The organism is Mesobacillus foraminis (assembly GCF_004340465.1).
GTDB lineage: Bacteria > Bacillota > Bacilli > Bacillales > Cytobacillaceae > Mesobacillus_B > Mesobacillus_B foraminis.
The window spans coordinates 256917-280650 of the sequence record NZ_SLVV01000007.1; the positions used below are offsets into that span (position 1 = coordinate 256917).

25 protein-coding genes and 1 other annotated feature are annotated in these 23734 nt (G+C 45.1%); of the genes, 23 read left to right on the forward strand and 2 right to left on the reverse strand.

The window, feature by feature from the left end; translation table 11 throughout:
* Positions 1-269: 269 nt before the first annotated feature.
* The 19 genes from EV146_RS14420 (at position 270) to pheA (ending at position 16005) form a co-directional block, all read left to right on the forward strand.
* Positions 270-1013 carry a prepilin peptidase gene (locus EV146_RS14420; RefSeq protein WP_181215881.1) on the forward strand — a complete coding sequence of 248 codons (744 nt, stop codon included), beginning with the start codon at positions 270-272 and terminating at the stop codon, positions 1011-1013.
* A gap of 277 nt (positions 1014-1290) precedes the next feature.
* Positions 1291-2322, forward strand: coding sequence for an SPOR domain-containing protein (locus EV146_RS14425; protein WP_158287104.1), 1032 nt, complete (start codon positions 1291-1293; stop codon positions 2320-2322).
* 193 nt (positions 2323-2515) lie between these two features.
* Positions 2516-3097, forward strand: a complete 582-nt coding sequence (locus EV146_RS14430) for a Maf family protein (RefSeq protein WP_121613934.1) — start codon at positions 2516-2518, stop codon at positions 3095-3097.
* A gap of 60 nt (positions 3098-3157) precedes the next feature.
* Positions 3158-3847 (forward strand): RadC family protein, encoded by a 690-nt coding sequence (gene radC, locus EV146_RS14435; RefSeq protein ID WP_132007433.1) that lies wholly within the window; start codon positions 3158-3160, stop codon positions 3845-3847.
* Between the two features lie 160 nt (positions 3848-4007).
* Entirely contained in the window at positions 4008-5030 is a 1023-nt protein-coding gene (locus EV146_RS14440) for a rod shape-determining protein (RefSeq protein ID WP_121613935.1), read from the forward strand.
* A gap of 82 nt (positions 5031-5112) precedes the next feature.
* The gene (gene mreC, locus EV146_RS14445; protein WP_132007436.1) at positions 5113-6000 is read left to right on the forward strand and encodes a rod shape-determining protein MreC; all 888 of its coding nucleotides are present in this window, start codon (positions 5113-5115) and stop codon (positions 5998-6000) included.
* On the forward strand, positions 5997-6515 hold the full coding sequence (mreD, locus tag EV146_RS14450; protein ID WP_132007439.1) for a rod shape-determining protein MreD: 519 nt from the start codon (positions 5997-5999) through the stop codon (positions 6513-6515). Before mreC ends, mreD begins: the two co-directional genes overlap by 4 nt.
* A gap of 107 nt (positions 6516-6622) precedes the next feature.
* On the forward strand, positions 6623-7303 hold the full coding sequence (gene minC / locus EV146_RS14455; RefSeq protein WP_132007442.1) for a septum site-determining protein MinC: 681 nt from the start codon (positions 6623-6625) through the stop codon (positions 7301-7303).
* Between the two features lies 1 nt (position 7304).
* Positions 7305-8108, forward strand: a complete 804-nt coding sequence (minD, locus tag EV146_RS14460; protein ID WP_121611550.1) for a septum site-determining protein MinD — start codon at positions 7305-7307, stop codon at positions 8106-8108.
* Between the two features lie 117 nt (positions 8109-8225).
* Positions 8226-8993: a M23 family metallopeptidase gene (locus tag EV146_RS14465; RefSeq protein ID WP_132007445.1), complete on the forward strand. Its 768-nt coding sequence runs from the start codon at positions 8226-8228 to the stop codon at positions 8991-8993.
* Positions 8986-9852, forward strand: a complete 867-nt coding sequence (locus tag EV146_RS14470; protein ID WP_132007448.1) for a M50 family metallopeptidase — start codon at positions 8986-8988, stop codon at positions 9850-9852. The genes EV146_RS14465 and EV146_RS14470 overlap by 8 nt, the downstream gene beginning before the upstream one ends.
* A gap of 86 nt (positions 9853-9938) precedes the next feature.
* Positions 9939-11423, forward strand: coding sequence for an Rne/Rng family ribonuclease (locus tag EV146_RS14475; protein ID WP_132007451.1), 1485 nt, complete (start codon positions 9939-9941; stop codon positions 11421-11423).
* Positions 11424-11490: 67 nt separating this feature from the next.
* Positions 11491-11568: a sequence feature (ribosomal protein L21 leader region), on the forward strand.
* A 15-nt stretch (positions 11569-11583) separates the two neighbouring features.
* A complete protein-coding gene (rplU, locus tag EV146_RS14480) occupies positions 11584-11892 on the forward strand; it encodes a 50S ribosomal protein L21 (RefSeq protein ID WP_121611554.1) in 309 nt (102 codons plus the stop codon).
* Positions 11893-11905: 13 nt separating this feature from the next.
* Positions 11906-12250 carry a ribosomal-processing cysteine protease Prp gene (locus tag EV146_RS14485; protein WP_121611555.1) on the forward strand — a complete coding sequence of 115 codons (345 nt, stop codon included), beginning with the start codon at positions 11906-11908 and terminating at the stop codon, positions 12248-12250.
* Positions 12251-12544, forward strand: coding sequence for a 50S ribosomal protein L27 (gene rpmA, locus EV146_RS14490; RefSeq protein WP_121611556.1), 294 nt, complete (start codon positions 12251-12253; stop codon positions 12542-12544). It begins immediately after the preceding gene.
* A gap of 154 nt (positions 12545-12698) precedes the next feature.
* A complete protein-coding gene (locus tag EV146_RS14495) occupies positions 12699-13250 on the forward strand; it encodes a Spo0B C-terminal domain-containing protein (RefSeq protein WP_132007454.1) in 552 nt (183 codons plus the stop codon).
* A gap of 56 nt (positions 13251-13306) precedes the next feature.
* Entirely contained in the window at positions 13307-14599 is a 1293-nt protein-coding gene (obgE, locus tag EV146_RS14500; protein WP_121611558.1) for a GTPase ObgE, read from the forward strand.
* 15 nt (positions 14600-14614) lie between these two features.
* The gene (locus EV146_RS14505; protein ID WP_121611559.1) at positions 14615-15070 is read left to right on the forward strand and encodes an ACT domain-containing protein; all 456 of its coding nucleotides are present in this window, start codon (positions 14615-14617) and stop codon (positions 15068-15070) included.
* Between the two features lie 86 nt (positions 15071-15156).
* Entirely contained in the window at positions 15157-16005 is an 849-nt protein-coding gene (gene pheA, locus EV146_RS14510; RefSeq protein ID WP_132007457.1) for a prephenate dehydratase, read from the forward strand.
* A 44-nt stretch (positions 16006-16049) separates the two neighbouring features.
* Here pheA and EV146_RS14515 read toward each other — a convergent pair whose 3' ends face one another.
* Together EV146_RS14515 and EV146_RS14520 are read right to left on the reverse strand one after the other, a co-directional pair.
* Positions 16050-16589, reverse strand: a complete 540-nt coding sequence (locus tag EV146_RS14515) for a transcription repressor NadR (RefSeq protein ID WP_132007460.1) — start codon at positions 16587-16589, stop codon at positions 16050-16052.
* 56 nt (positions 16590-16645) lie between these two features.
* Positions 16646-17785 (reverse strand): IscS subfamily cysteine desulfurase, encoded by a 1140-nt coding sequence (locus tag EV146_RS14520; protein ID WP_132007463.1) that lies wholly within the window; start codon positions 17783-17785, stop codon positions 16646-16648.
* A gap of 97 nt (positions 17786-17882) precedes the next feature.
* Here EV146_RS14520 and nadB point away from each other — a divergent pair, with 97 nt between their 5' ends.
* The 4 genes from nadB to safA form a co-directional block, all read left to right on the forward strand.
* Entirely contained in the window at positions 17883-19469 is a 1587-nt protein-coding gene (gene nadB, locus EV146_RS14525; protein ID WP_132007466.1) for an L-aspartate oxidase, read from the forward strand.
* Positions 19438-20271, forward strand: coding sequence for a carboxylating nicotinate-nucleotide diphosphorylase (gene nadC, locus EV146_RS14530; RefSeq protein WP_132007469.1), 834 nt, complete (start codon positions 19438-19440; stop codon positions 20269-20271). The genes nadB and nadC overlap by 32 nt, the downstream gene beginning before the upstream one ends.
* A gap of 19 nt (positions 20272-20290) precedes the next feature.
* Complete coding sequence (gene nadA, locus EV146_RS14535; RefSeq protein WP_132007472.1) at positions 20291-21397, forward strand: quinolinate synthase NadA; 1107 nt, start codon at positions 20291-20293, stop codon at positions 21395-21397.
* Between the two features lie 180 nt (positions 21398-21577).
* Positions 21578-23734 (forward strand): SafA/ExsA family spore coat assembly protein (gene safA, locus EV146_RS28390; protein ID WP_199232687.1); only part of this gene is annotated, 2157 nt, incomplete at its 3' end.

Genomic DNA, 23734 nt, shown 5'->3' on the forward strand with positions numbered 1-23734 from the left:
AAGACATATAATAGGGAGTGAAAGAACACTAGGAAAATAGAAAGGAGTTACTAGATGCCAATCATTCAAAACCCTTATGATGTTGGGGCTCGGGTCATTTCTATTGCTCTATATCGTTTTGCCGATTTCCTTATCCGAGTCTCAGTCAAAGTGCCCACGATTTTCTGCTTCATTTACAAATCTTCTTCTTTTCCAACCATTTACCTACCCCCTCTTGTAAAGCTTACCCATTCTCAGATGTTACGCTCACTGTGCAGGATTTACAGGTGATGATGGAATTAATTCTATTTATATATGGAACAGCCCTCGGTTCTTTTTTTAACGTTATTGGCCTTCGCGTTCCTAAAGGAATGTCCATTGCAGCACCGAGGTCGGAGTGCCCAAACTGCGGGCATCAGCTGACACCACAAGAGCTTGTTCCCGTCCTCTCATACATATTTCTAAAGGGATCTTGCTGCCGCTGCAAGGCGCAGATTTCGCCTGTATACCCGGTAATGGAGCTTATAACAGGTCTTCTTTTTGCTGGCGCTGGAATCATGATTGGTTGGAACCAGGAACTTATCGCAGCTCTGACAATCATTTCGCTTTTTATGATTATAACCGTGTCTGACCTTGCTTATATGATTATTCCCGATAAAGTTCTGCTAGTGTTTGGAGGCTTCCTGTTCGTTGAGCGGGTATTCATTCCCCTTACTCCATGGTGGGATCCTTTTATTGGAGCTCCATCAGGACTGCTTCTCCTGCTGTTAATAGCAGTGGTGAGCCGGGGAGGAATGGGGGGCGGAGATATTAAACTGTTTGCTGTCATTGGACTGGCTGTTGGTTTTAAAATCATGCTCCTTTCCTTTTTATTCTCCGTATTCCTTGGGGCTGTATTCGGGATGATGGGAATGCTGCTTAGGGTTGTTGGGAGGGACCAGCCTGTTCCCTTTGGACCGTTTATTGCGCTTGGCACACTCGCTGCCTATTTTTTTGGTGAAGAAATTGCCGGGATTTATTTGAATATGCTGTAGCTTCCTGGTACAGTCTGCTGCCTGAAGAGGGCTGTTATTTTTAAGAGGAAGCAACAGGCTCTTCAGGGCGCTTTTCTATACCAATGGTAAACTCAGAAGCTGCGTTGCTGCTATACAGTGCGGTTTCCTTATCTCATAGGTTCCTGGCTATAGCAGCGGTTCTATTAAAAAATTTGACGAAAGCATTAGTAGGCAAGACGACAAAAGTCTTGTTCTTTTTTTTAATTCATATGATAGGATGAAACAAATTTATGTGCCAAATGCAGGAGGGACTGACTTGGACAAGCAGAAAACGATCACAATCAAGATTAACGGCAAGGACCGCCATCAGCGTAACGGGGAACCGGGGAAAGAAGAAAATGTTAACCGGGAGAAACAGGCAATACCGGGCGAAAAGGAAATGAGCTGGGTGGAAACAGCGGCTTCCCAGGAACCAGCAGAGGATGATTTTGACTGGATTCTTCCAGACCCTGTCAACAAGGATGAATTGAAAGAATATAAAATCACCGAGATTTCGGAGAAGCCAAAAGGGATAAAGCAGACTGCAGCACTAAAGAACAGAAAACCAAGCGGCATCTTTCCGCGTATTGCACTGAATATTTTTCTTGCAATTTTGGTAGGGACAAGCTTTGGGCTTATGATTCTTAATACAGTAAAAGAGGAACCTTCCAATAAAGTTCAGCCAGCCCAAACATCGCCTGTTGCTCCAGCTTCCGAAGCTCCAGCTGATCCTGGTGAAAAATCCACAGAGACAATAGAACTTCCAGCCATCTCGGCTCACGTCGTCCAGGGGGGAGTCTTTTCGTCGGAGGGGGCGGCCGAAGCTGCAATTAATGCATTGGAAGGCAAGGGAATCCATTCCCAGTCTATTTCAACTAACGGACAGTTTGCCATCTATTTAGCGACTGCAGATACTCTTGAGCAGGCAAAAGCATACGGAAGCGACTTTAAAGCCAAGGGGGCTGATGTATTTGCGAAACAGCTGGAAATACCAGGAACAAAAATTAGCGAAATAGGAAAAGAAGAAGGTGCCATTTTGAATGCAGCCCCGGGATTATTTCATGAATTGACCAAAATTGACTCGGCGGACGCTGATTCAATAAAGGCTGTGGAATCGGAACTGGAAAAATTGAACAAAATATCGAATGGTAAAGTAAAGAATAAACAGGTTATCGCGTTGAAGGCAAATCTAGAGTCTGCATCGACGGCATTTTTAAGCTATCAAAAAACAAAAGATGAAAACAAAAAGGACGAAGTACAAAAGGCAAATCTTAAGGTGCTGGCTGAGTGGGGGAAAATTGCTAAATAGCACAATTTCACTCTGAATCTTTGTCTTTTTTAGTATATTTTCTGGGAAATACATCAAAATAACAGGGTCTGTCGTATTCTTCGACAGACCCTTGATTTTTTTGTCCTGTTTTGGCGGTTATGATTGTTAGTAGTTGCCAAGTTTGTTACGATAAGACTGTATCTCCCAAACAAAAATCAAGAAAGGTGATGTTATGCAACGCCTCATTTTAGCCTCATCCTCTCCACGGCGAAAAGAACTTCTAGAAAATCTCCACTTAACATTTGAAATCTCCAGCAGTAATGTTGATGAGAGCTTCGATGCAGATTTAAGTCCAAAACAAGCAGTAATGGAGCTGGCTGCCAGAAAAGCCCGTTTCGTATCAAACCGCCATCAGGATGCTTTTGTCATTGGATCAGACACAGTAGTTGTTCTCGGTGGGGAAATCCTGGGGAAACCTGCCAGCAAGGAAGAAGCTTTTCATATGCTTAAAGGATTATCTGGAGAAACCCACAGTGTCTATACAGGGGTTTCAATCATTTCTTCTACAAATAAAGAAATTCAATTCTATGAAAAAACCGATGTGACTTTCTGGGAGCTTTCATTAGAAGAGATAGAAACTTACATCAGAAGCGGCGAACCATTTGATAAGGCAGGGGGATATGGAATCCAGGGGTTTGGCAGCTTCCTGGTCAGGGAAATAAAAGGTGATTATTATACAGTCGTTGGGCTGCCTGTATCAAGGACCATTCGGGAACTGCAGAAAGCCGGGTTCATTCTCCCATATAAAATGTAGGCCGCCAGTTCAGCTTCTTCTTATTGCTCCCTGTAGGCAACCGGCAGGGAGGTATTATTCATGCACACTGAAACCATTATGATCAAGGATTATCCTCAAAATGAGCGGCCAAGGGAGCGATTTATAAAAAATGGTCCCCAAAGCCTTTCCAACCACGAATTGATTGCCCTAATATTAGGAACGGGAACTAAAAAGGAATCTGTCCTCCAGCTTTCAAACCGGCTTCTCGCCGAATTTGAAGGTCTAAGGCTTTTAAAGGATGCAACGCTTGAAGAACTGACAGCCATAAAAGGCATTGGCAGCGCCAAAGCGATTCATCTGCTTGCGGCAATTGAAATTGGCAGAAGGCTGGCGACACATACTCACGATGACCGCTATGTCATCCGGTCACCGGAAGATGGAGCAAAATATTTGATGAATGATATGAGATTTCTATCTCAGGAGCACTTCGTTTGTTTGTATCTGAATACAAAAAACCAAGTCATTCACCGTCAGACCATCTTCATCGGAAGTCTGAATGCTTCCATTGTACATCCACGGGAAGTGTTTCGTGAAGCAGTCCGCCGGGCAGCTGCTTCCGTCATCTGCGCCCATAACCACCCCAGCGGAGACGCATCTCCAAGCCGCGAGGATATAGAAGTGACCAAAAGGCTCGTTGAGTGCGGGAAAATGATCGGTATCGAGCTCCTTGATCATTTAATTATCGGTGACAATAAATATGTCAGCCTGAAGGAAAAAGGGTATGTTTGATACTATGATTTTAGCTAACGTTGCGATATAATATATTTTATGGTTTTTGCAGGCCATCATACAGGACCTGCAGGAACATTCAGCTGCTTATAATGAGATTGCTGCTACCATAGATACTGAAACTTTAATTGCATTTTTGTTGAGAAAGGGAGATACAAGCATGCTAGGAATTGGGACAAGAGACCTGGGAATAGACCTTGGGACTGCTAATACGCTTATTTACGTAAAAGGAAAAGGCATTGTGGTTAGAGAACCGTCAGTTGTGGCATTTCAAACCGATACGAAATCAATCGTAGCTGTTGGGAACGACGCCAAGAATATGATTGGCCGGACACCGGGGAATGTTGTTGCCCTACGCCCGATGAAGGACGGGGTCATTGCTGATTATGAAACAACAGAAACCATGATGAAGTACTATATTAAACAAGCAACTAAAAACAAAGGTCTGTTCGCTGGCAAGCCTTATGTAATGGTATGTGTGCCATCCGGAATTACAGCGGTTGAGGAAAGAGCTGTCATTGATGCAACCCGTCAGGCTGGTGCCAGGGATGCTTTTACAATTGAAGAGCCTTTTGCTGCTGCAATTGGTGCAAATTTGCCAGTTTGGGAACCGACAGGCAGCATGGTAGTGGATATCGGCGGTGGGACCACCGAAGTTGCGATTATCTCGCTTGGGGGAATTGTAACCTCTCAATCTATACGCATTGCCGGAGATGAAATGGACGATGCCATCATCAATTATATTCGCAAGAACTACAATCTGATGATTGGGGAACGTACGGCAGAAGCCATTAAAATGGAAATTGGCGCTGCTGGTGAACCTGAGGGAATTGAGAACATGGAAATCCGCGGCCGTGATTTGTTGACGGGTCTGCCGAAAACCATTGAAATTACCGCAGATGAAATCTCCAAAGCCCTGCATGATACCGTTTATGCTATTGTCGATGCCGTAAAGCTCACCCTTGAAAATACACCGCCTGAGCTTGCAGCCGATATCATGGATCGCGGGATTGTCCTAACCGGCGGCGGGGCTTTGCTTCGCAATCTGGATAAAGTGATTGCAGAAGAAACAAAGATGCCTGTACTGATTGCCGAAGATCCGCTTGATTGTGTAGCTGTTGGAACCGGAAAAGCACTCGACCATATTGACTTATTTAAAAACAAGGCAAAAGAATCCAGATAAATGAGGCAGGGCACTTTTCCGCTTTTGCTAGAAAGCAGGAAAGTGCCTGATGCCAGATATTAGATTAGAGGTGTAAGAAGTAATGCCACAGTTTTTTCTTAATAAACGCCTGATTATTTTGCTTGTCAGCATTATTATTCTCGTGGCATTGATTGGGTTTTCCTTAAGGGATCGTGATCAGTTGACCTTGCCGGAGCAGTTTATTAAAGATACGACCGGATGGGTGCAGTCCATGGTGTCTCGGCCGGCCCATTATTTTGCCGGCTTTTTTGAGAACCTGAAAGACTTGCAAAATACATATGACGAAAACAAAGAATTAAAGAAGCATTTGGATGATATGGCCCGCCTTGAGGCGAAGGTTTATTCCCTTGAAAAAGAGAACACCGAGCTAAAGGAAATCCTCGATAAAAAAGATTCCCTTCGTGATTATGATCCCCTGCAGGCAACAGTGATTGCCCGAAGCCCAGACCGCCTTTGGCATGAAATGATCATAATCAATAAAGGGAAATCTCATGGTGTTCAAAAGAATATGGCAGTCATGACTTCCCGAGGGTTAATAGGGAAAGTGAAAAGTACCACTCCTTTTACTTCGACTGTCCAATTATTGAGTGCACTTGATCCAACTAACCGAATTTCCGCTGCTCTCCAGGGAGACAAGAAGCTCTACGGAACGATCGAAGGGTACGATAAAGAAAATGAATGGCTTCTTTTAAAAGGACTCCCTGTTGATGCGAAGATAAAAAAAGACCAGAATGTGGTAACCTCCGGCATGGGCGGCGTTTTCCCGGGAGACGTTCCGATCGGGAAAGTGCTGAAGGTGGTACCGGATGAATTTGGATTGAATCAGACCGCGTATATTAAGCCATCAGCAGATTTTTATAATATCGAGCATGTAATGGTTCTGAAAAGAGGCATGGAGATTCCCAAAGAAATTGAAAATGACGAGGTTGAGGAGGAGGAAGATCTATGAAACGTTTCTGGGTCCCGCTCCTCCTGACTTTTCTCTTTGTCTTTGAAAGCCTGTTTGTCCAGCTTGTGCCAGGTGATTTATTTAAAGAGGGATATGTTTTTGTGCCCCGCTTTTTAATTATATCCATCTTTTTCCTTACAATGTATGGAAGCGTTAAGCACGGACTTATCTATGGCTTTATTTTTGGGCTGCTTTACGACATGGTGTATACAGAAATCATCGGAATCTACTTATTCATGTTTCCGTTGAGTGCCTATATTTTCTCGGGCTTTATGAGGATACTTCAGACAAACATCCTCGTCGTAAGCTTTGTTTCAATTATTTGTGTGGCTTTGCTTGAGGCAGGCGTGTACCAGATGAATCTGCTAATCCATATTACTGATATGGATTTTTCCAGCTTTTCGAAAATACGACTGATTCCGACATTGATTTTGAACCTAGTTTTTATCATTTTGTCAGCTTATCCACTTAAAAGGCTGTTTGAAAAGTTTAGTGATTCATTGCGGAATGATTAAGACCAACTTCTGCTGGCCAAGAGAAAATTCAGTTCCTTGGCCATTCTAATAAAGGATTTCGAAATGCTAATGTCGAATTTCTTTTACCATTGAGGTGAACATCCTGTATGAAGAAATCGCAAAATGTGACAATAAAAGGAACGAAAGATGGACTAACACTCCATCTTGATGATACCTGTTCCTATGATGAGCTGAAAAAAGAGCTGGATCGAAAACTATCCAACTCCAGCCGGATACAGGAGGAAGATAAGCTCTTATCTGTAAAAGTTACAGTCGGCAATCGATATTTGACTGAACAGCAGCAGGAGGAATTGAAGGAGTTAATCCGTCAAAAACGGAACCTTATTGTCGAAGAAATTGAAACGAATGTGCTTACAAGAGAAGAGGCGGAACAGCTTAAAGATGAAAATGAAATTGTGTCTATAGCACGCGTTATCCGATCGGGACAGGTGATTGAGGTTTCCGGTGATTTGCTGCTGATTGGGGATGTCAATCCGGGCGGGACGGTTAAAGCCAGCGGGAATATCTTCATTATGGGCACATTAAAGGGAATCGCGCATGCAGGCTCGGGTGGAAACGAAGAGGCGGTCATCGCTGCATCAGTAATGAAACCTTCCCAGCTGCGGATTGGTGATTGCATTAATCGTGCACCTGACCATAATTCCGACGATGAAGCACGTGTCATGGAATGTGCTTTTATATCTGAAAACCGTCAGATCATTATTGATAGATTACAAGTATTAATACAGCAAAGACCTAATTTAACGAGATTTGAAGGGGGCCGCTAGAGTGGGAGAAGCAATCGTAATTACATCCGGAAAAGGCGGGGTGGGCAAGACAACAACATCAGCCAATATAGGGACAGCTTTGGCTCTGCAAGGCAAAAAGGTCTGTCTCGTCGATACTGATATCGGGTTGCGTAATCTTGACGTGGTTATGGGCCTTGAGAATCGTATTATATATGATCTTGTTGACGTGGTTCAGGGAAGGTGCAAGATTCATCAGGCTTTAGTAAAGGACAAACGTTTTGAAGACAAGCTTTATTTATTGCCTGCTGCCCAGACAACAGATAAAACAGCTGTGCAGCCCGAACAAATGAAGAAGCTGGTCGATGAACTTAAGCAGGATTACGACTATATCATTATCGATTGCCCAGCAGGTATTGAACAGGGGTATAAAAATGCCGTTGCCGGTGCGGATAAAGCGATTGTGGTCACTACCCCTGAGGTTTCGGCGGTACGTGACGCCGACAGGATTATAGGGCTTCTGGAGAAGGAAGAAAACGTGGAAGCTCCAAAGCTTGTCATCAATCGGATCCGTAACCACCTGATGAAGAATGGCGATATGCTCGATGTTGATGAAATAACGACCCACCTTTCCATTGATTTAATTGGGATTGTTGCAGATGATGATGAAGTCATCAAAGCATCGAATCATGGAGAGCCGATTGCGTTGAATCCCAACAGCAAGGCTTCAATTGCCTATCGCAATATTGCCAGGAGAATCCTTGGGGAGGCGGTTCCGCTTCAGCAATTGGAAGATACCAATCAGGGCGTCTTCTCGAAAATCAAACGTTTTTTTGGTGTCCGCTAAGGATACATAATTTTAACCCGGAATCCGTTCCGGGTTTTTTTGTTTCCCCGGTCATACTTGTCTCATATTCCTCATAGACATGTACAAACTGTCCAAGAGGGAATGGTGGGGAAACTTATGGGGTCAAGAGCTGATGATATCCGCAAAAGGATTTTAAAACGCAAAAAAGATAAGGAGAGGCTGGAGGGCCGCATCCAGACCCGGCCGCTGCCTCAGGCCGAGGAGCTTTACGGTTTTGAAAAACTTCCGTCTTATGATGTTGGTCCTGGTGAAGGAGGCCATCCGCTTTTTAAAAAGGAAATATTTTTATTTAAAATTTTGGCTTCAGCCTGCTTAGTATTAATAGTGGCCATTCTCTTCCGCAGTGAAGCTGAAAAGGCCCAACCGGTAAAAACATTTGTAAAGGCGACAATGGAAACTGAATTTCAATTTGCCGCTGTTTCTGATTGGTATGAAAAACAGTTTGGCAAGCCGCTGGCCCTTCTTCCAGTAAATAAAGCAGAAAACAATACAGAAACCCAGGGTACACAATATGCCCTGCCTGCCTCGGGAAAAATACTGGAAGATTTCGGAGATAATGGTCAAAAAATCACCATTGAGACAGGCAAGGATGCATCGGTTGAAGCGATGAGCGAGGGGCTTGTCCGGTTTGCAGGAACAAAGGAAGGATTCGGAAAGACGATTATTATCCAGCATGCAGATAAAAGTGAGTCATGGTACGGAAACTTAAGTGGTTTTGATGTAAATGTTTATGAATATATTGAAAAAGGAGCCAAGGTTGGAAAAGCTTCAAATGCAAATGATGGTGAAAAAGCATCCTTTTATTTTGCCATAAAAAAAGGTGACGATTTTGTTGATCCCATTGGGGTGATCAAGTTTGAATAAAACCATAAGTCTATTGACTAAAATCCACTTTCATCCTTTGTTATGGGTTGTTGTTGCACTGGCAATTGCAACTGCCCATTTTATCGAGCTGTCGCTGCTGCTGTTGGTCATTTTTATCCATGAGATGGGACACGCAGCCGCAGCTTCTTTTTTTTCGTGGCGAATTAAAAAAATCTCCCTTTTGCCATTCGGCGGTGTGGCCGAAATGGATGAACACGGGAATCGCTCGCTTTATCAGGAAACAGTGGTTGTACTGGCAGGGCCCATACAGCATATATGGATGCTGGGGGTCTCGTATGGGTTATTTTCTGCAGGGCTCGTACCTGCGTATTGGCATGATCGTTTCCTGGAGTTTAACCTAATGGTCCTGCTATTTAATCTTCTTCCAATATGGCCGCTTGATGGCGGAAAGCTGGTATTTTTGCTGTTGAGTTTTCGGAAAGCTTTTCCGGAGGCACACATGCAGACCATCTGCATTTCTGCCGCGGCACTTGGAATTTTCATGCTTGCCATTATGTTTACTGGACCATTCACACTTAATGTCTGGATCATTATCGGCTTCCTGATCTTTTCTTTATATTATGAATGGAGGCATAGGCGTTATGTGTTTATCCGCTTTCTGATGGAAAGATATTATGGAAACCAGGGTGATTTTAGGCTGCTGAAACCACTCAATGTCTCTGAAGACGAGGAGCTTTCTTCCGTGCTGGAACGATTCCAGCGGGGCTGCAAGCACCCTGTCATTGTAAAGAAGAAGGATGGAGTGGAAGCGTCCCTGGACGAAAATGAACTCCTTCATGCTTACTTTGCAGAGAAGCAAACAAAAGCAAAAATCGGAGAATTGCTTTACCTTTATTAATTTGCATTTACACAACCTTAAATAGATAATGAGGAAGCAGGGGCCGCAGTCCTTGCTTATTTCTTTTTAAAAAGCGGGGAAGTTTTGTGAATAAGTTAATCATTAATTCTTTAACTAGGGAAAAACGGTTTGCCCTCCTGAAAAACGGGAGGCTTGAACGGCTTTATATAGAACAGCCTGGCCATGAGGTCTTGGTAGGCAATGTATTCCTCGGGACAGTCGAAAAAGTGGTGCCGGGGATGAATGCTGCCTTCGTCAATTTCGGTGGGGAAAAGAATGGATTTTTGTATCGGGATAAAATTCCTGCCTATGTTCTGGATAGGGGCAGCAAAGAGGAAAAACGGAACCGAAGCATTTCAGGGTATGTGCACCAGGGTCAAAAATTGCTTGTTCAGATTGAAAAGGATGCTGCGGGTACCAAAGGGGCAAGGCTGACGGGGATTATTGAACTGCAGGGGAACCATTTAATTTACATGCCATCCGGCAAATATGTGGCGATTTCTAAAAAGGTGGGGGACCCCATTCTGAGGAAGAGATGGCGTGATTTTGGAAATTCCATTAAAACGGAGGAAGAAGGGCTCATTTTTCGGACTTCCGCCATCACTGCGAGTGAAGCAGCTCTCGAGACAGAGCTTAAACTGCTTAGGCAACAATACAAAGAAATATTCCTGCAGGCTAAAAATATGAAGAAGCCCGGTCTGGTTGTTGAAAAAGATTTATTTTATGAGGAACTGTCAGATGAAATTGAAAGGATGGAAACGGCGGAAATCGTTTTGGACGACCAGGGCCTGAAGAAAAAGCTGGAGACTTTCTGCACAGCAAGTAAGAAAGAGGTCGAACTATATTATCATCACCAGGATGTCAGTATTTTTTCCTATTACGGAATTGAAAAAGAGGTCGATCGAGCGCTAAAGAAGGTGGTCTGGCTGGACAATGGGGCTTATCTGATTTTTGATGAAGCAGAAGCGCTCACAATAATTGATGTAAATACTGGAAAGTTCTCGGGCAAGGGTGATTTGGCGGAAACGGTTCTGGAAACAAACAAGCTGGCAGCAGAGGAAGTATGCCGCCAAATCCGTCTGAGGGATTTGGCGGGGATGATCCTGATTGATTTCATTGACATGAAAGATTCCCGGGACAGGGAAAAGGTGCTCAGGCGAGTGGAGAAAGGGCTTGCTGAAGATCAAAGGAGAACAAGAATTGCAGGGTTCACTGATCTGGGCATCCTGCAGCTGACCAGGAAAAAAACAAAAAACTCCATTTCCGAGGCGTTAACCGACCGATGCCAAACCTGCGGAGGAACCGGCAAAGTGCTGAGCGCTGAAACAATGGCTTTCCGTCTGGAAAGGGAGCTGTGGGAGCATCGGCATGCTGATCACGATGCCGTTTTAGTTTCAGCAACCCGGGCGGTAATTGACGTATTTTCAGGTGAAAACAATCATCATAGATCGAGGCTGGAGGATACAATTGGGCTTAAAATCTATTTTACGGTACAGCAATCAGATAAACCTGAATATCAAATTCGGCAGCTTGGAACGATAAAAGAACTGTCGGAAAAAGCTTCCCAATAAACCAGGAAAGTATATTGACACTAATAAGATGGTATGATAATATTTTTAATGTTATTGTTTGTAGCGCACCATGCTACAACCGCACAGAACAGGTAGTAAGCTTTGCGTTTGCAAACGCCTGTAGATGGCGAGTCTTAGTTTAAGAGGAGGTGCACGTGGAATGTACGCAATTATCGAAACAGGCGGCAAGCAGATCAAGGTAGAAGCTGGACAAGCAATCTACATCGAAAAGCTTAACGCAGAAGCAGGCGAAACTGTTACTTTTGACAAAGTTCTTTTCGTTGGTGGCGATAACGTTAAAGTAGGAAGCCCGGTTGTTGAAGGCGCTACTGTTACTGCTAAAGTTGAAAAGCAGGGCCGTCAAAAGAAAATCATCGTTTTCAAATACAAAGCGAAAAAGAACAACCGCAAGAAGCAAGGTCACCGTCAGCCATATACAAAAGTAGTGATTGAAGCAATCAACGCTTAAGGCTGAATAACGGATGATACATGCTGCGATTTATCGTACAGAGTCCGGTACCATTCAATCATTTGCAATAAGCGGCCATGCATTTTTCGCCGATAGAGGCAAGGATATCGTCTGTGCAGGCGTATCGGCAGTGTCAATCGGGGCAATTAATGCAGTGCATGCCATAACAGGCGTCACTCCTATTATTGATCAGGGGGATGATGGCTTTCTCCTCTGTTCACTGCCGGAAGATCTTCCGGATGGAATAAATGAGAAAGTTCAGCTTCTTCTTGAGGGAATGGTCATATCATTGCAGACGATTGAAGAAGAATATGGGAAACACATAAAAATTACCTTCAAAAAGCAGGAGGTGGAATAAATGTTACTAAAATTGGATCTTCAATTGTTCGCATCCAAAAAGGGAGTAGGTTCTACAAAGAACGGACGTGATTCTCAAGCTAAACGCCTAGGCGCTAAGCGTGCAGATGGCCAGTTCGTATCCGGTGGTTCTATCCTTTACCGTCAGCGCGGAACAAAAATCTACCCAGGTGTAAACGTGGGTAAAGGTGGAGATGACACACTTTTTGCTAAGGTTGATGGCGTTGTTAAATTCGAACGCCTTGGCCGTGACCGCAAACAAGTAAGTGTATACCCAGCTGCGCAAGAAGCTTAAGTTTAAGCAAAGAAACCCTGACCAGAGCGGTTAGGGTTTCTTTTTTACTCATCAGGATTTCCAGACACTTCAAATTAAACCTAATTTTTCTCTACTTAGCAATCTTTTTTGTTATACTAACAAAAAGCAGTTTTATAGGATTAGGAGTTATTATATGAGAAAAGAGTGGGACACTATCGAGGTTTTGCGCCATGCGCGTCATGATTGGCTGAATAAGTTACAATTAATCAAGGGCAATCTTTCCTTGAACAAAGTGGACAGGGTAAAAGATATCATTGAAGAAATTATCATTGAAGCCAGGCAGGAAACAAAACTTACGAATCTTAACCTCCCTCAATTTGCCTCTTCGTTGTTAACCTGCAATTGGGAAAATCATTTCTTCCAACTTGAATATGAGGTGGCCGATTGTCCCTACATCCATCGCATGGATGATGTGCAGTTAGCCAAATGGACGAACCAGCTGTTTGAAGTTTTTGATGCGTCCATTGAAAAATTCCAGGAGAATCATCTGTCCGTGACCATTCATCCCCATGAAGAGGGAACCCGTTTCTTTTTTGATTTTAGCGGAATAATAACAGATACGTCATCCCTTAAACGCTTTTTAGAACAACCAGTCAGCTCTTCGATGGAAGTCCATCTAACAGGGATGACTGAAGATGAGCTTTCGATTGAAGTTTTTACAAAAGCCCCAATGGGGGAAAGATAATAAAGTAGTGCATGCAAAGGCACATATTAACAATAAAGACAGGTGGTAATAAATACATGTTTGTCGATCAGGTAAAAATATATGTTAAGGGCGGAGATGGAGGCAATGGAATGGTTGCTTTCCGCCGTGAAAAGTATGTCCCGAACGGGGGACCCGCTGGTGGAGATGGCGGAAGGGGAGCCAATGTTGTTTTCCAGGTCGAGGAAGGTCTCCGCACACTAATGGATTTCCGCTACCAGCGTCATTTTAAAGCTCCGCGCGGTGAACACGGAATGTCAAAGAATCAACACGGGAAAAATGCAAAGGACATGATTGTAAAGGTTCCTCCTGGAACTGTCGTAACAGACGCAGCTACAAGCGAAGTAATTGCGGACCTGACCGAACATGGCCAGCAGGCGATAATTGCAAGAGGAGGCCGTGGCGGCCGAGGCAACAGCCGCTTTGCCACACCTGCAAATCCGGCTCCGGAGCTCTCCGAAAACGGGGAACCAGGCCAGGAACGGGATGTTGTTCTTGAGCTAAAGCTGCTTGCAGATGTGGGTCTTGTTGGTTTCCCTAGTGTTGGAAAGTCAACGCTGCTTTCAGTGGTTTCAGCAGCGAGGCCGAAAATTGCGGAGTACCATTTTACTACCATTGTTCCTAACCTGGGCATGGTTGAAACCGAAGACGGACGAAGCTTTGTCATGGCCGATCTGCCTGGTTTGATTGAAGGGGCTCATTCAGGAGTTGGCCTTGGCCATCAATTCCTTAGACATATTGAAAGAACAAGAGTTATCGTCCATGTGCTTGATATGGCTGCAGTAGAGGGCCGTGATCCATATGAGGATTACCTGACGATCAATAAGGAACTTAAGGAATATAATCTAAGGTTATCGGAAAGGCCCCAAATAATCGTGGCCAATAAGATGGACATGCCGGATGCTGAGGAAAATCTTGCCGCTTTTAAAGAGAGATTGACGGATGATTATCCTGTGTTTCCAATTTCGGCATTCACACGCGAAGGACTCCGTGACCTGCTGTTTGCCACCGCAGACCTGCTGGAGAATACAGCGGAATTTCCGTTGTTTGAAGAAGTTGAAGAGGATTTGGGAGTTAACAGGGTAGTCTACCGCCATGAAGAAGATCAGGATAAGTTTACGATTACCAGAGATCCTGATGGTACCTTTGTCATCTCGGGAGAAACAATTGAGAAGCTCTTCAAAATGACGAATTTCGCCAGTGAAGAATCAACAAGGAAATTTGCCCGGCAAATGCGGGGCATGGGCATAGATGATGCTCTCAGGGAAAGAGGGGCCAAGGACGGAGATACAGTCCGCATCCTTAAATACGAATTTGAATTCGTTGAATAACTACGGGGTGGAGAAATGAAGCAGAACCATTTCGATAAGAAATTCTTTCTCGTTAGAGAAGATGTGCTTCCGGAGGCTATGAAAAAAACGCTTGAAGCCAAGGAAATGATTGAGCGCGGAAAAGCCGAATCGGTTTGGGATGCGGTACAGCGAGTTGATTTAAGCAGGAGTGCTTTTTATAAATATCGCGATACCGTCTTCCCTTTCCATACAGTTGTGAACGAACGGATCATTACTTTGTTTTTTCACCTGGAAGATCGTTCAGGCACGTTGTCAGAACTCCTGAGGATCGTGGCAATGGCTGGCTGCAATGTGCTGACGATTCATCAGACGATCCCGCTGCAAGGAAAGGCGAATGTGACTTTAAGCTTGAATGTCTCTGATATGGGCGTAGCAATGGATGAACTGCTTGCCATGCTCAGACGCCTCGAATTTGTGGATAAAGTAGAGGTTCTGGGAACAGGGGCTTAAAACTCTTTAGATATAATGGACGGCAATAACCGTAATGGATAAGAAAAATAGAAGCCGTCGCTGTGTACATATTGGAGGGAGAAATAGTGAAGATAGCTTTTTTGGGGCCTGTAGCTACGTTTACGGATCTGGCTGTCAGGCAATTGTTTCCAAAAGAGGATGCAATACCTTTTGTTACGATTCCTGAATGCATTGATGCGGCAGCGGCAGGGGATGTCGATTTCGCTGTAGTGCCAGTAGAAAATGCTCTTGAAGGCTCAGTCAACATTACATTGGATTACCTCATCCATGAAGTGCCATTATTTATTGTCGGAGAGGCTACTACTCCAATTAAACAGCATTTGATGGTCCACCCGGATAATAAGGATAAATGGGAGCGAACAGAAGTAATTTTTAGTCATTCTCACGCGCTTGCGCAATGTCATAAGTTCCTTCACCGGGAATTGAAGGGAGTGGCAAGTGAACGGATGACTTCAACGGCTGCTGCGGCGAAGTATGTAATGGAGCACCCGGATATCCATGCTGCTGCAATCGCGAATGGGCTTGCCGCGGTAGAATATGGCCTGGAGATTGTGAAAGAAAACATTCATGATTACAGCCATAATCACACCAGATTCATCATTTTATCCAAAATGGAAAAAGGGGCTGCGGGAACTTCACTGGGCAGTCATGGGGAAAAGACTACACTTGTGGTAACATTGCCTTCTGACCGGACAGGGGCACTGCATCAGGTGCTTTCTGCTTTTTCATGGAGGAATCTCAACTTGTCGAAGATAGAATCAAGACCTACAAAGACAGGACTTGGGAATTACTTTTTTATTATCGATATCGAAAGAGGAATGGATGAAGTCCTGATCCCGGGGGCCATTGCTGAGCTCGAAGCATTAGGCTGCTCCGTAAAGGTACTCGGAAGCTACCCTTCCTATAAGGTATAAATGCAGGCAAGTAAAAAAGAGGCTGACAGGTGTCAGCCTCTTTTTTAGGCCAGATCAACAAGGAAATCCGCGTCTCTCATTGCGGCTTCGGCCTCATCCAGTATTGTTTCGGATTGTGCGGCAATGGTATGTAAGTGGATTCCGTCTGTCAGCTCAGAAAGATACCCTGCTTTTGTCGATTTGATTTTTTCCATGAACTGTTTTACTTCTTTTCGGTTAGCAACCATGATAGAAGCTGTTAAATCCCCGTACACAGGGTGTTCAATACGGACATTCTTTACCGTTACACCGTGGTCGACGAGTAAGTTTAATTCTTCCTCTGTCTTTTCGGGAGAATGGCAGCAGGCTATTGTCCGTTCAGCAAGAACATTCTGGGTCGTGGAAGGCATATAAAGGTAGCCTTGGCTGGTCGCAAGTATTGGTTCGTTCCTTGCCTTAAGCAAGGTGATATCTCCTACGATCACCTGGCGGCTGACATTGGTTTTGGCTGCGAGTTCACTCCCTGTGACCGGTGACCTTGTGTTTTGCAGTATATCCAGAATAAGGGATCGCCGTTCTTCTCCTAGTACTTTTTGTTCTCTCATGGCTTCCTCCTATTTCCAATCATTGCTTATTATTCTACCATAATACCTCAGCGAAGTTAATTATATCTGTTTTTAACCGCCGTTTTAGCAAGAAAGGCGGAAAGCCCCGAAACATCCTCTTTTTGTGTCTGTCTCCCAAAAGAAATCCTGAAAAACTCTTTTGCCTGTTTACCTTCAATACCCATGGCAGCCATCGTCTTTGATGGTGCAAGAAGCCCTGTATGGCAAGCCGAACCGGTTGAAATGGCATAGCCCTGTCGATTGCATTCAAGCATTACCCATTGGCCTTCGAGTCCATGAATCCTCATTCCGATAATCCCGGAGAGCTGCTGCTTCTCGTCTGTTCCATAGATGGTTACCTGATTTTTTAGAGGAGACAAGCCCTTCATAAAAAGTTTCCTTAAAACCAAATGTTGTTCCATCGCTTCGCAAAGCACTGTCTCTGCTTTTTGAGCCGCGGCGGTCAGCGCAAGGATGGCCGGCACATTAACCGTTCCAGGCCGGAACCCGCTTTCATGACTGGTGCCGGGAATGAAGGGCTTCCAGCCAATGCGCGGATTAACGTAAGCTGCCCCCGTACCTTTTGGCCCATATATTTTATGCCCTGAAAGGGACAGGGCATCGACCATGGATGCTGCTTCTTTTATCCTAGTCTTTCCAAAGGTCTGGACACAATCACTATGGAAAAGTATTTCTCTATCCCTGCAGATAGAGCCGATTTCGTTAAGAGGCTGCAATGTACCAATTTCCGGATTTCCGTGCTGAATAGAAACAAGGACAGTATCCTCTCTGAGAGCCTCCTCCAAAAGCCTGGTCTCAATTAGGCCGTTTGAGTTCAGTGGAAGGTAGGTTACCTCATAACCGTCCTCTTCAAGCTTCTTCATTACATTTGTAATGGAGGAATGCTCCGCCATTCCTGTAACTATATGCCTGCCGGATTTCCTCTTGGCCGATAATAGTGCATGGATTGCCAAGAAGTTGCTTTCAGATCCCCCAGAGGTAAAAAATACTCCTGTAGGCTCTACATCAAGAATACTTGCCATTGTCCGGCGGCACGTTTTCAGGAGCTCGGCGGAAGAGCTTCCAATATCATGCAGGCTCTGGCTGTTTCCGTAGTAATCAGTGGCCGCTTTAACATAAAGCTCAGCCGCTTCCTGATCAAGGGGACATGTAGCAGCATAATCAAAATATTTCATCCAATCGCTCCTAATATAGAAAAATATCTTGTCATTAGTTTAATTCTATGTAAATATAGGTGTCAAGACACCTGTAAAATCAGGAGGCCATAAAACTATGAAACAATCAGATGTGTTGATTGTAGGCAGCGGAATTGCTGCTTTACAGCTGGCAAGTACCTTAAGAAGTGACTTGAATGTGATGGTTCTCACAAAGTCGGGGCTTTTAAACAGCAATTCTCATAAAGCGCAGGGAGGCGTTGCGGCAGCCCTTGGGAAAAATGATGATCCTTACTTACATTATATTGATACGGTCGAAGCAGGCAGGTTTCACAATGAGTCTCAAAGAACTCTGGAGATGACCAGAGAGGCTCCTGAATTAATAAAAGGTTTTTTGGAGGGGGGGTGCCCATTTGACAAAAATGAGGACGGTAAGCTGCTTTTAGGCATGGAAGGGGCACACTCGAAAAAAAGGATTGTCCACAGCGGCGGTGACGCTACAGGCAGGGAAATCGTAAAATTCCTTTCTGAACAGCTAGGGAGCAATATCTCTGTAAAAGAGGAGATTTTTGTATACGAACTGATCTTAAGTGATGAGGGGATCTGCATAGGGGCGAAAGGAATGCTGCCTGATGGCTCCACTGAAATATTCTTAAGTGATCATGTTGTATTAGCTACAGGAGGCTGCGGGCAGCTATATAGTTTCACCTCCAATGCAGAGACTGTAACAGGTGATGGTTTGGCGCTTGCCTTTATCGCGGGAGCAGAGCTGGAAGACATGGAATTTATTCAGTTTCATCCTACCCTCCTTTTTGTTGATGGGGAGACGAAGGGACTTGTATCCGAAGCGGTGCGCGGAGAAGGAGCAAAGCTTGTGACTGAAGATGGGCGTTTTATTATGGAAGGCGTTCATCCGCTCGCTGATTTAGCGCCGCGCCATATTGTGTCGCAAACCATCTATGAATATTTAAATCGGGGTGAACAAGTTTATCTTGATATTTCCCAAATACCGAACTTTCGGGGACGATTTCCGACTGTTTCGGAACTCTGTATGAATTCAGGATTGGATCTTTCTTCCGGTAGAATACCAGTTGCGCCAGGGAGCCATTTTCTAATGGGAGGAATCAGGACTGACGATATAGGAAGGACAACAATAGAGGGCTTATATGCCATAGGAGAGGCCGCCTGCACGGGGGTCCATGGAGCGAACCGACTTGCCAGCAATTCGCTGCTGGAAGGAATGGTTTTTGGCAGAAGGCTGGGTGAATGGATCAATCGGCAGCCGTACAGTAAAAGCCATGGGTTAGGAGCCGTTCCTCTTGCAGTAACACATCGCAGTCCTCTTATGTCGCTGCCTGAAAAATGGGAGCTACGGCAAAAGATGATGGAACGGACAGGAATCGTCCGCGAAAGGCAAAAGCTGACCCTCCAGAAAGAATGGCTTGAGTCCTTTCAGGTGGAAGAATTGCTTGATGTCTGTCTCGAAGCCTATAAACCTGAAAAAATTTCAACGATTTTCATGATCATTACCGCCTGGCTGGTGAATGAAGCTGCATTAGCCCGTACAGAAAGCAGAGGGGGACATTATCGGATCGACTATCCCGGTGAAGACAATACCAGCTGGATGAAAAAAAGGATCGTACTTAAAAGGAAAAGGAAAAAGGGTGGTAACAGTGAACAAATTAAAACTGCGATTACAACTTGAACAATTCTTTCTTGAAGATATCGGGGACAGGGATGTTACAAGTGATCTGATATTTGGAAAAGCAGGAAAAGGCCAGATTGTTTTTATTGCAAAAGCTCCAGGTATATTTTGTGGGGAAGAAGTGATAAAAACCGGCTTCCGGGTTATGGATCCAGACGCAGAAATCAAGATATTGGCTTCTGAGGGGCGTCCAGTAGAAACAGGTGAAAAACTGGCCTATGTAACAGGGGAAATTTCCGAACTTCTTAAGGGAGAGAGAGTGATCCTTAACCTTGTTCAGAGGATGTCCGGCATTGCGACCCAAACCAGGGAAGCAGTGGAGGTCCTTGGGAGCCCTCGAACGAGGATTTGTGATACAAGGAAAACATCTCCGGGCTTAAGAATGATGGAGAAATACGCAGTCCGCTGCGGCGGGGGCTACAATCATCGTTATGGCCTTTATGATGCCGTGATGATCAAGGATAATCATATCAGTTTTGCGGGATCCATCACTAAGGCTGTAGAAGCAGTCCGTGAAAAAGCGGGTCATATGGTGAAGATTGAAGTGGAAACGGAAACACAGGATCAAGTACTCGAAGCTGTAGGATGCGGAGCCGACTGCATCATGTTTGATAATCGGAGCCCCGAGGAAATCAGGGAATTGATTAAACTGGTCCCGGAAGGAACAGCTACCGAGGCTTCCGGAGGGATTACCCTTGATACTTTGGCATCCTACAGGGATACGGGAGTTGATTATATATCCCTGGGATTCCTGACTCACACCCTAAAGGCACTGGATATTAGTGTAAAAGTAAATATATAGGAAGGAAGGATAGCTGAAAATGAATATGCTTGATTTACTGGACTCCCGTCCTATTAGTTTGCCTGAGAAATACCGGAATATGACAACGGAAGAGCTTGAAGAAAGAGTAAGGGAAATTAAAGGGAAGCTTGGCAAAAAGCTTTTTATCCCTGGCCATCATTATCAAAAGGATGAAGTGATCCAATTTGCCGATGCCACTGGGGATTCGCTAAAGCTTGCCCAGCTGTCAGCAGAAAATAAAGATGCGGAACATGTTGTTTTCTGCGGTGTTCATTTTATGGCAGAGATAGCCGATATCCTGACAACCAAGGAGCAAAAGGTTTACCTGCCTGATATGAGAGCAGGCTGCTCCATGGCGGATATGGCTGATATTTTTCAGACGGAAAGGGCCTGGAACAAACTGACTGAGTTATTTGGTGATACCATTCTCCCTTTGACTTATGTAAATTCAACTGCCGAAATAAAATCATTCGTTGGAAAACATGGAGGGGCTACCGTTACTTCTTCGAATGCCGAGAAGATGGTCAGGTGGGCCTTTGAAAAGAAAGAAAGGCTTTTGTTCCTGCCAGACCAGCATCTTGGACGGAATACCGCCTATAACATAGGGATTGGCCTCGATGAAATGGCGGTGTGGAACCCAATTTCCAATGAGCTCGAATTTTCAGGTTTGATCGAGGAGGTAAAAGTCATTTTATGGAAAGGGCATTGCTCTGTCCATGAGAATTTTACTGTAGAAAATATTCGTCAGGTCAGAGAAACGTACCCTGATATGAAGATTATAGTTCACCCCGAATGCAGACGTGAAGTAGTTGCCCTGTCAGATATGGCTGGTTCCACTAATTATATTATTGACGCCATTTATGGCTCGCCTTCGGGTTCATCCTGGGCTGTTGGAACAGAAATGAATCTGGTCAACAGAATTATTCAGGAACATCCTGATAAACAAATTATCTCATTAAATCCTCATATGTGCCCGTGCCTGACCATGAATCGGATTGATCTTCCGCACCTGGTTTGGTGCCTGGAAGCAATTGAACTAGGGAGTTCACATAATAGAATTGAAGTGGATGGCCACATTGCCGATAACGCTAAAAAAGCATTGAACAGGATGCTTGAATTATCTTAGAAATCCTTCCTTTGGAGGGATTTTTTTTTAGGATCATTGATGAATTTACCTGGAAAAGCTTTAATTTATCTTAATAAACATATACATGGCTAGAGAAGCATAAGTTTTTTTGAGCTTTATTAGCAAAATGCCTACACGGTCATACACTATATGGACTTATGCCATAGGAGGGAAATCAGAGTGAAGATCCATATCGTACAGAAAGGGGATACTCTTTGGAAGATCGCCAAAAAGTACGGCGTGAACTTTGAAGAGCTGAAAAAGATGAACTCACAGCTCAGCAACCCTGATATGATTATGCCCGGAATGAAGATAAAGGTCCCAACCACAGGGGGAACCATAAAAAAAGAAGCGCCGATCCCTGGAGGGGGACCGCAGGCAAAGATCAATATGGGAAGCAAAAAAGAAATGCCAATCAAAGAGCAGCCTATAATAAAAGAAAAGCAGATAGTTCCGCCGAAAAAGGAAGAGCAGCAGCCTCTGCCAGTAAAGGAAATGCCAAAGGAGGAGCCGAAACCGCTGCCGCAGATGCCTGCGCCAAAGCCGATTATGGAAATGCCGAAGCCGGCGCCAAAACCGCTGCCGCAGATGCCTGCGCCAAAACCGATTATGGAAATGCCGAAGCCGGCGCCAAAACCGCTGCCGCAGATGCCTGCGCCAAAGCCGATTATGGAAATGCCGAAGCCGGCACCAAAGCCGATTATGGAAATGCCGAAGCCGGTACCAAAACCGCTGCCGCAGATGCCTGCGCCAAAACCGATTAAGGAAATGCCGAAGCAAGAAGCAAAGCAGCAGATGCCTGCGCCAAAACCGATTAAAGAAATGCCGAAGCAAGAAGCAAAGCAGCAGATGCCGGCACCAAAGCCGATTATGGAAATGCCAAAGCAAGAAGCAAAACCAATGCCTAATGAGCCAGCAAATATCGAATTGCCGATTAAGTCCTTTGCTCCTAAAATGCCCCAGCCTATCATCCAGGAAAGTGATATGAACAATTATTACATGGACAATATGGCCAATATGATGCCTCAGCAGCAAATGCCGCTTCCAAAAGAACCACAGCTGCCGCCAAAATCAGTAAATATGTTTCCAACGGTAAAATCCGAAAGCAAGCCAATGGCCGATTATGGGGAAGAATCCTCATCCATGCCATTCAACCAGGGAGGTTTTGAACAATCCATGATTCCTTATCCACATAGCTTTAATCCAATGTCACCTGGAATGCAAGGTTCAGGAAATCCATACCAGGGGGGGGCTCCCCAAGTTCAGGGAGCTCAGTCATTTCCAGGTTATCAAATGCCAATGGGAGACAGCCCTGTTTACCAGGATGGACTGGAATCTCCTTCTTTTGCTAATATGCCAAATATGCCAAATCAAGCTGCGGCGGAAATGGGAAATATGCCTCATTCCGTAAAAGGGGCGGAAAATATGCCAGCACCGCTTCCATATCCGCAGACAGCACCAGCGATGCATCATCCTTGTCCACCAATGCAGCCTGTTCCAATTTCTCCGGTCTATCCTGGTTCAGGCTTATGTGAACCTTATGGATTTCACCATGGTGTATTCCCCCAAGTCCAGGGGGTTATGGAGCATCAAATGCCCCATCCCATGATGCCGCAAGGACAAATGCCTGCTCCACAGGTTCAAGGGGCAATGGCAGATTTTGAATCACCTGAGGACAATATGAATATGCCGCTCATGCCGAAAATGGTATCACCGATGATTCAGTCTCCAAAGGACTGTGGCTGCGGACCAGGATTGGCTGGCCCGCAGATGGGACACGGTGGGCACATGGGATTCGGCCCGCAAGGAGGGTTTGGCCCGCAGGGAGGGTTTGGCCCGCAGGGAGGGTTTGGCCCGCAGGGAGGGTTTGGCCCGCAGGGAGGGTTTGGCCCGCAAGGAGGATTCGGCCCGCAAGGAGGATTCGGCCCGCAAGGAGGATTCGGCCCGCAAGGAGGATTCGGCCCGCAAGGAGGATTCGGCCCGCAGGGAGGATTCGGCCCGCAGGGAGGGTTTGGTCAACAGGGAGGATTCGGTCAACAGGGCGGATTTAATCCACAAGGAGGATTCGGTCAACAGGGCGGATTCGATCCACAAGGAGGATTCGGTCAACAGGGAGGATTCGATCCACAAGGAGGATTCGGTCAACAGGGCGGATTCGATCCACAAGGAGGATTCGGCCAACAAGGAGGATTCAATCCACAAGGAGGATTCGGCCAACAAGGAGGATTCGGTCAACAGGGAGGATTCGATCCACAAGGAGGATTCGGTCAACAGGGAGGATTCGATCCACAAGGAGGATTCGGTCAACAGGGCGGATTCGATCCACAAGGAGGATTA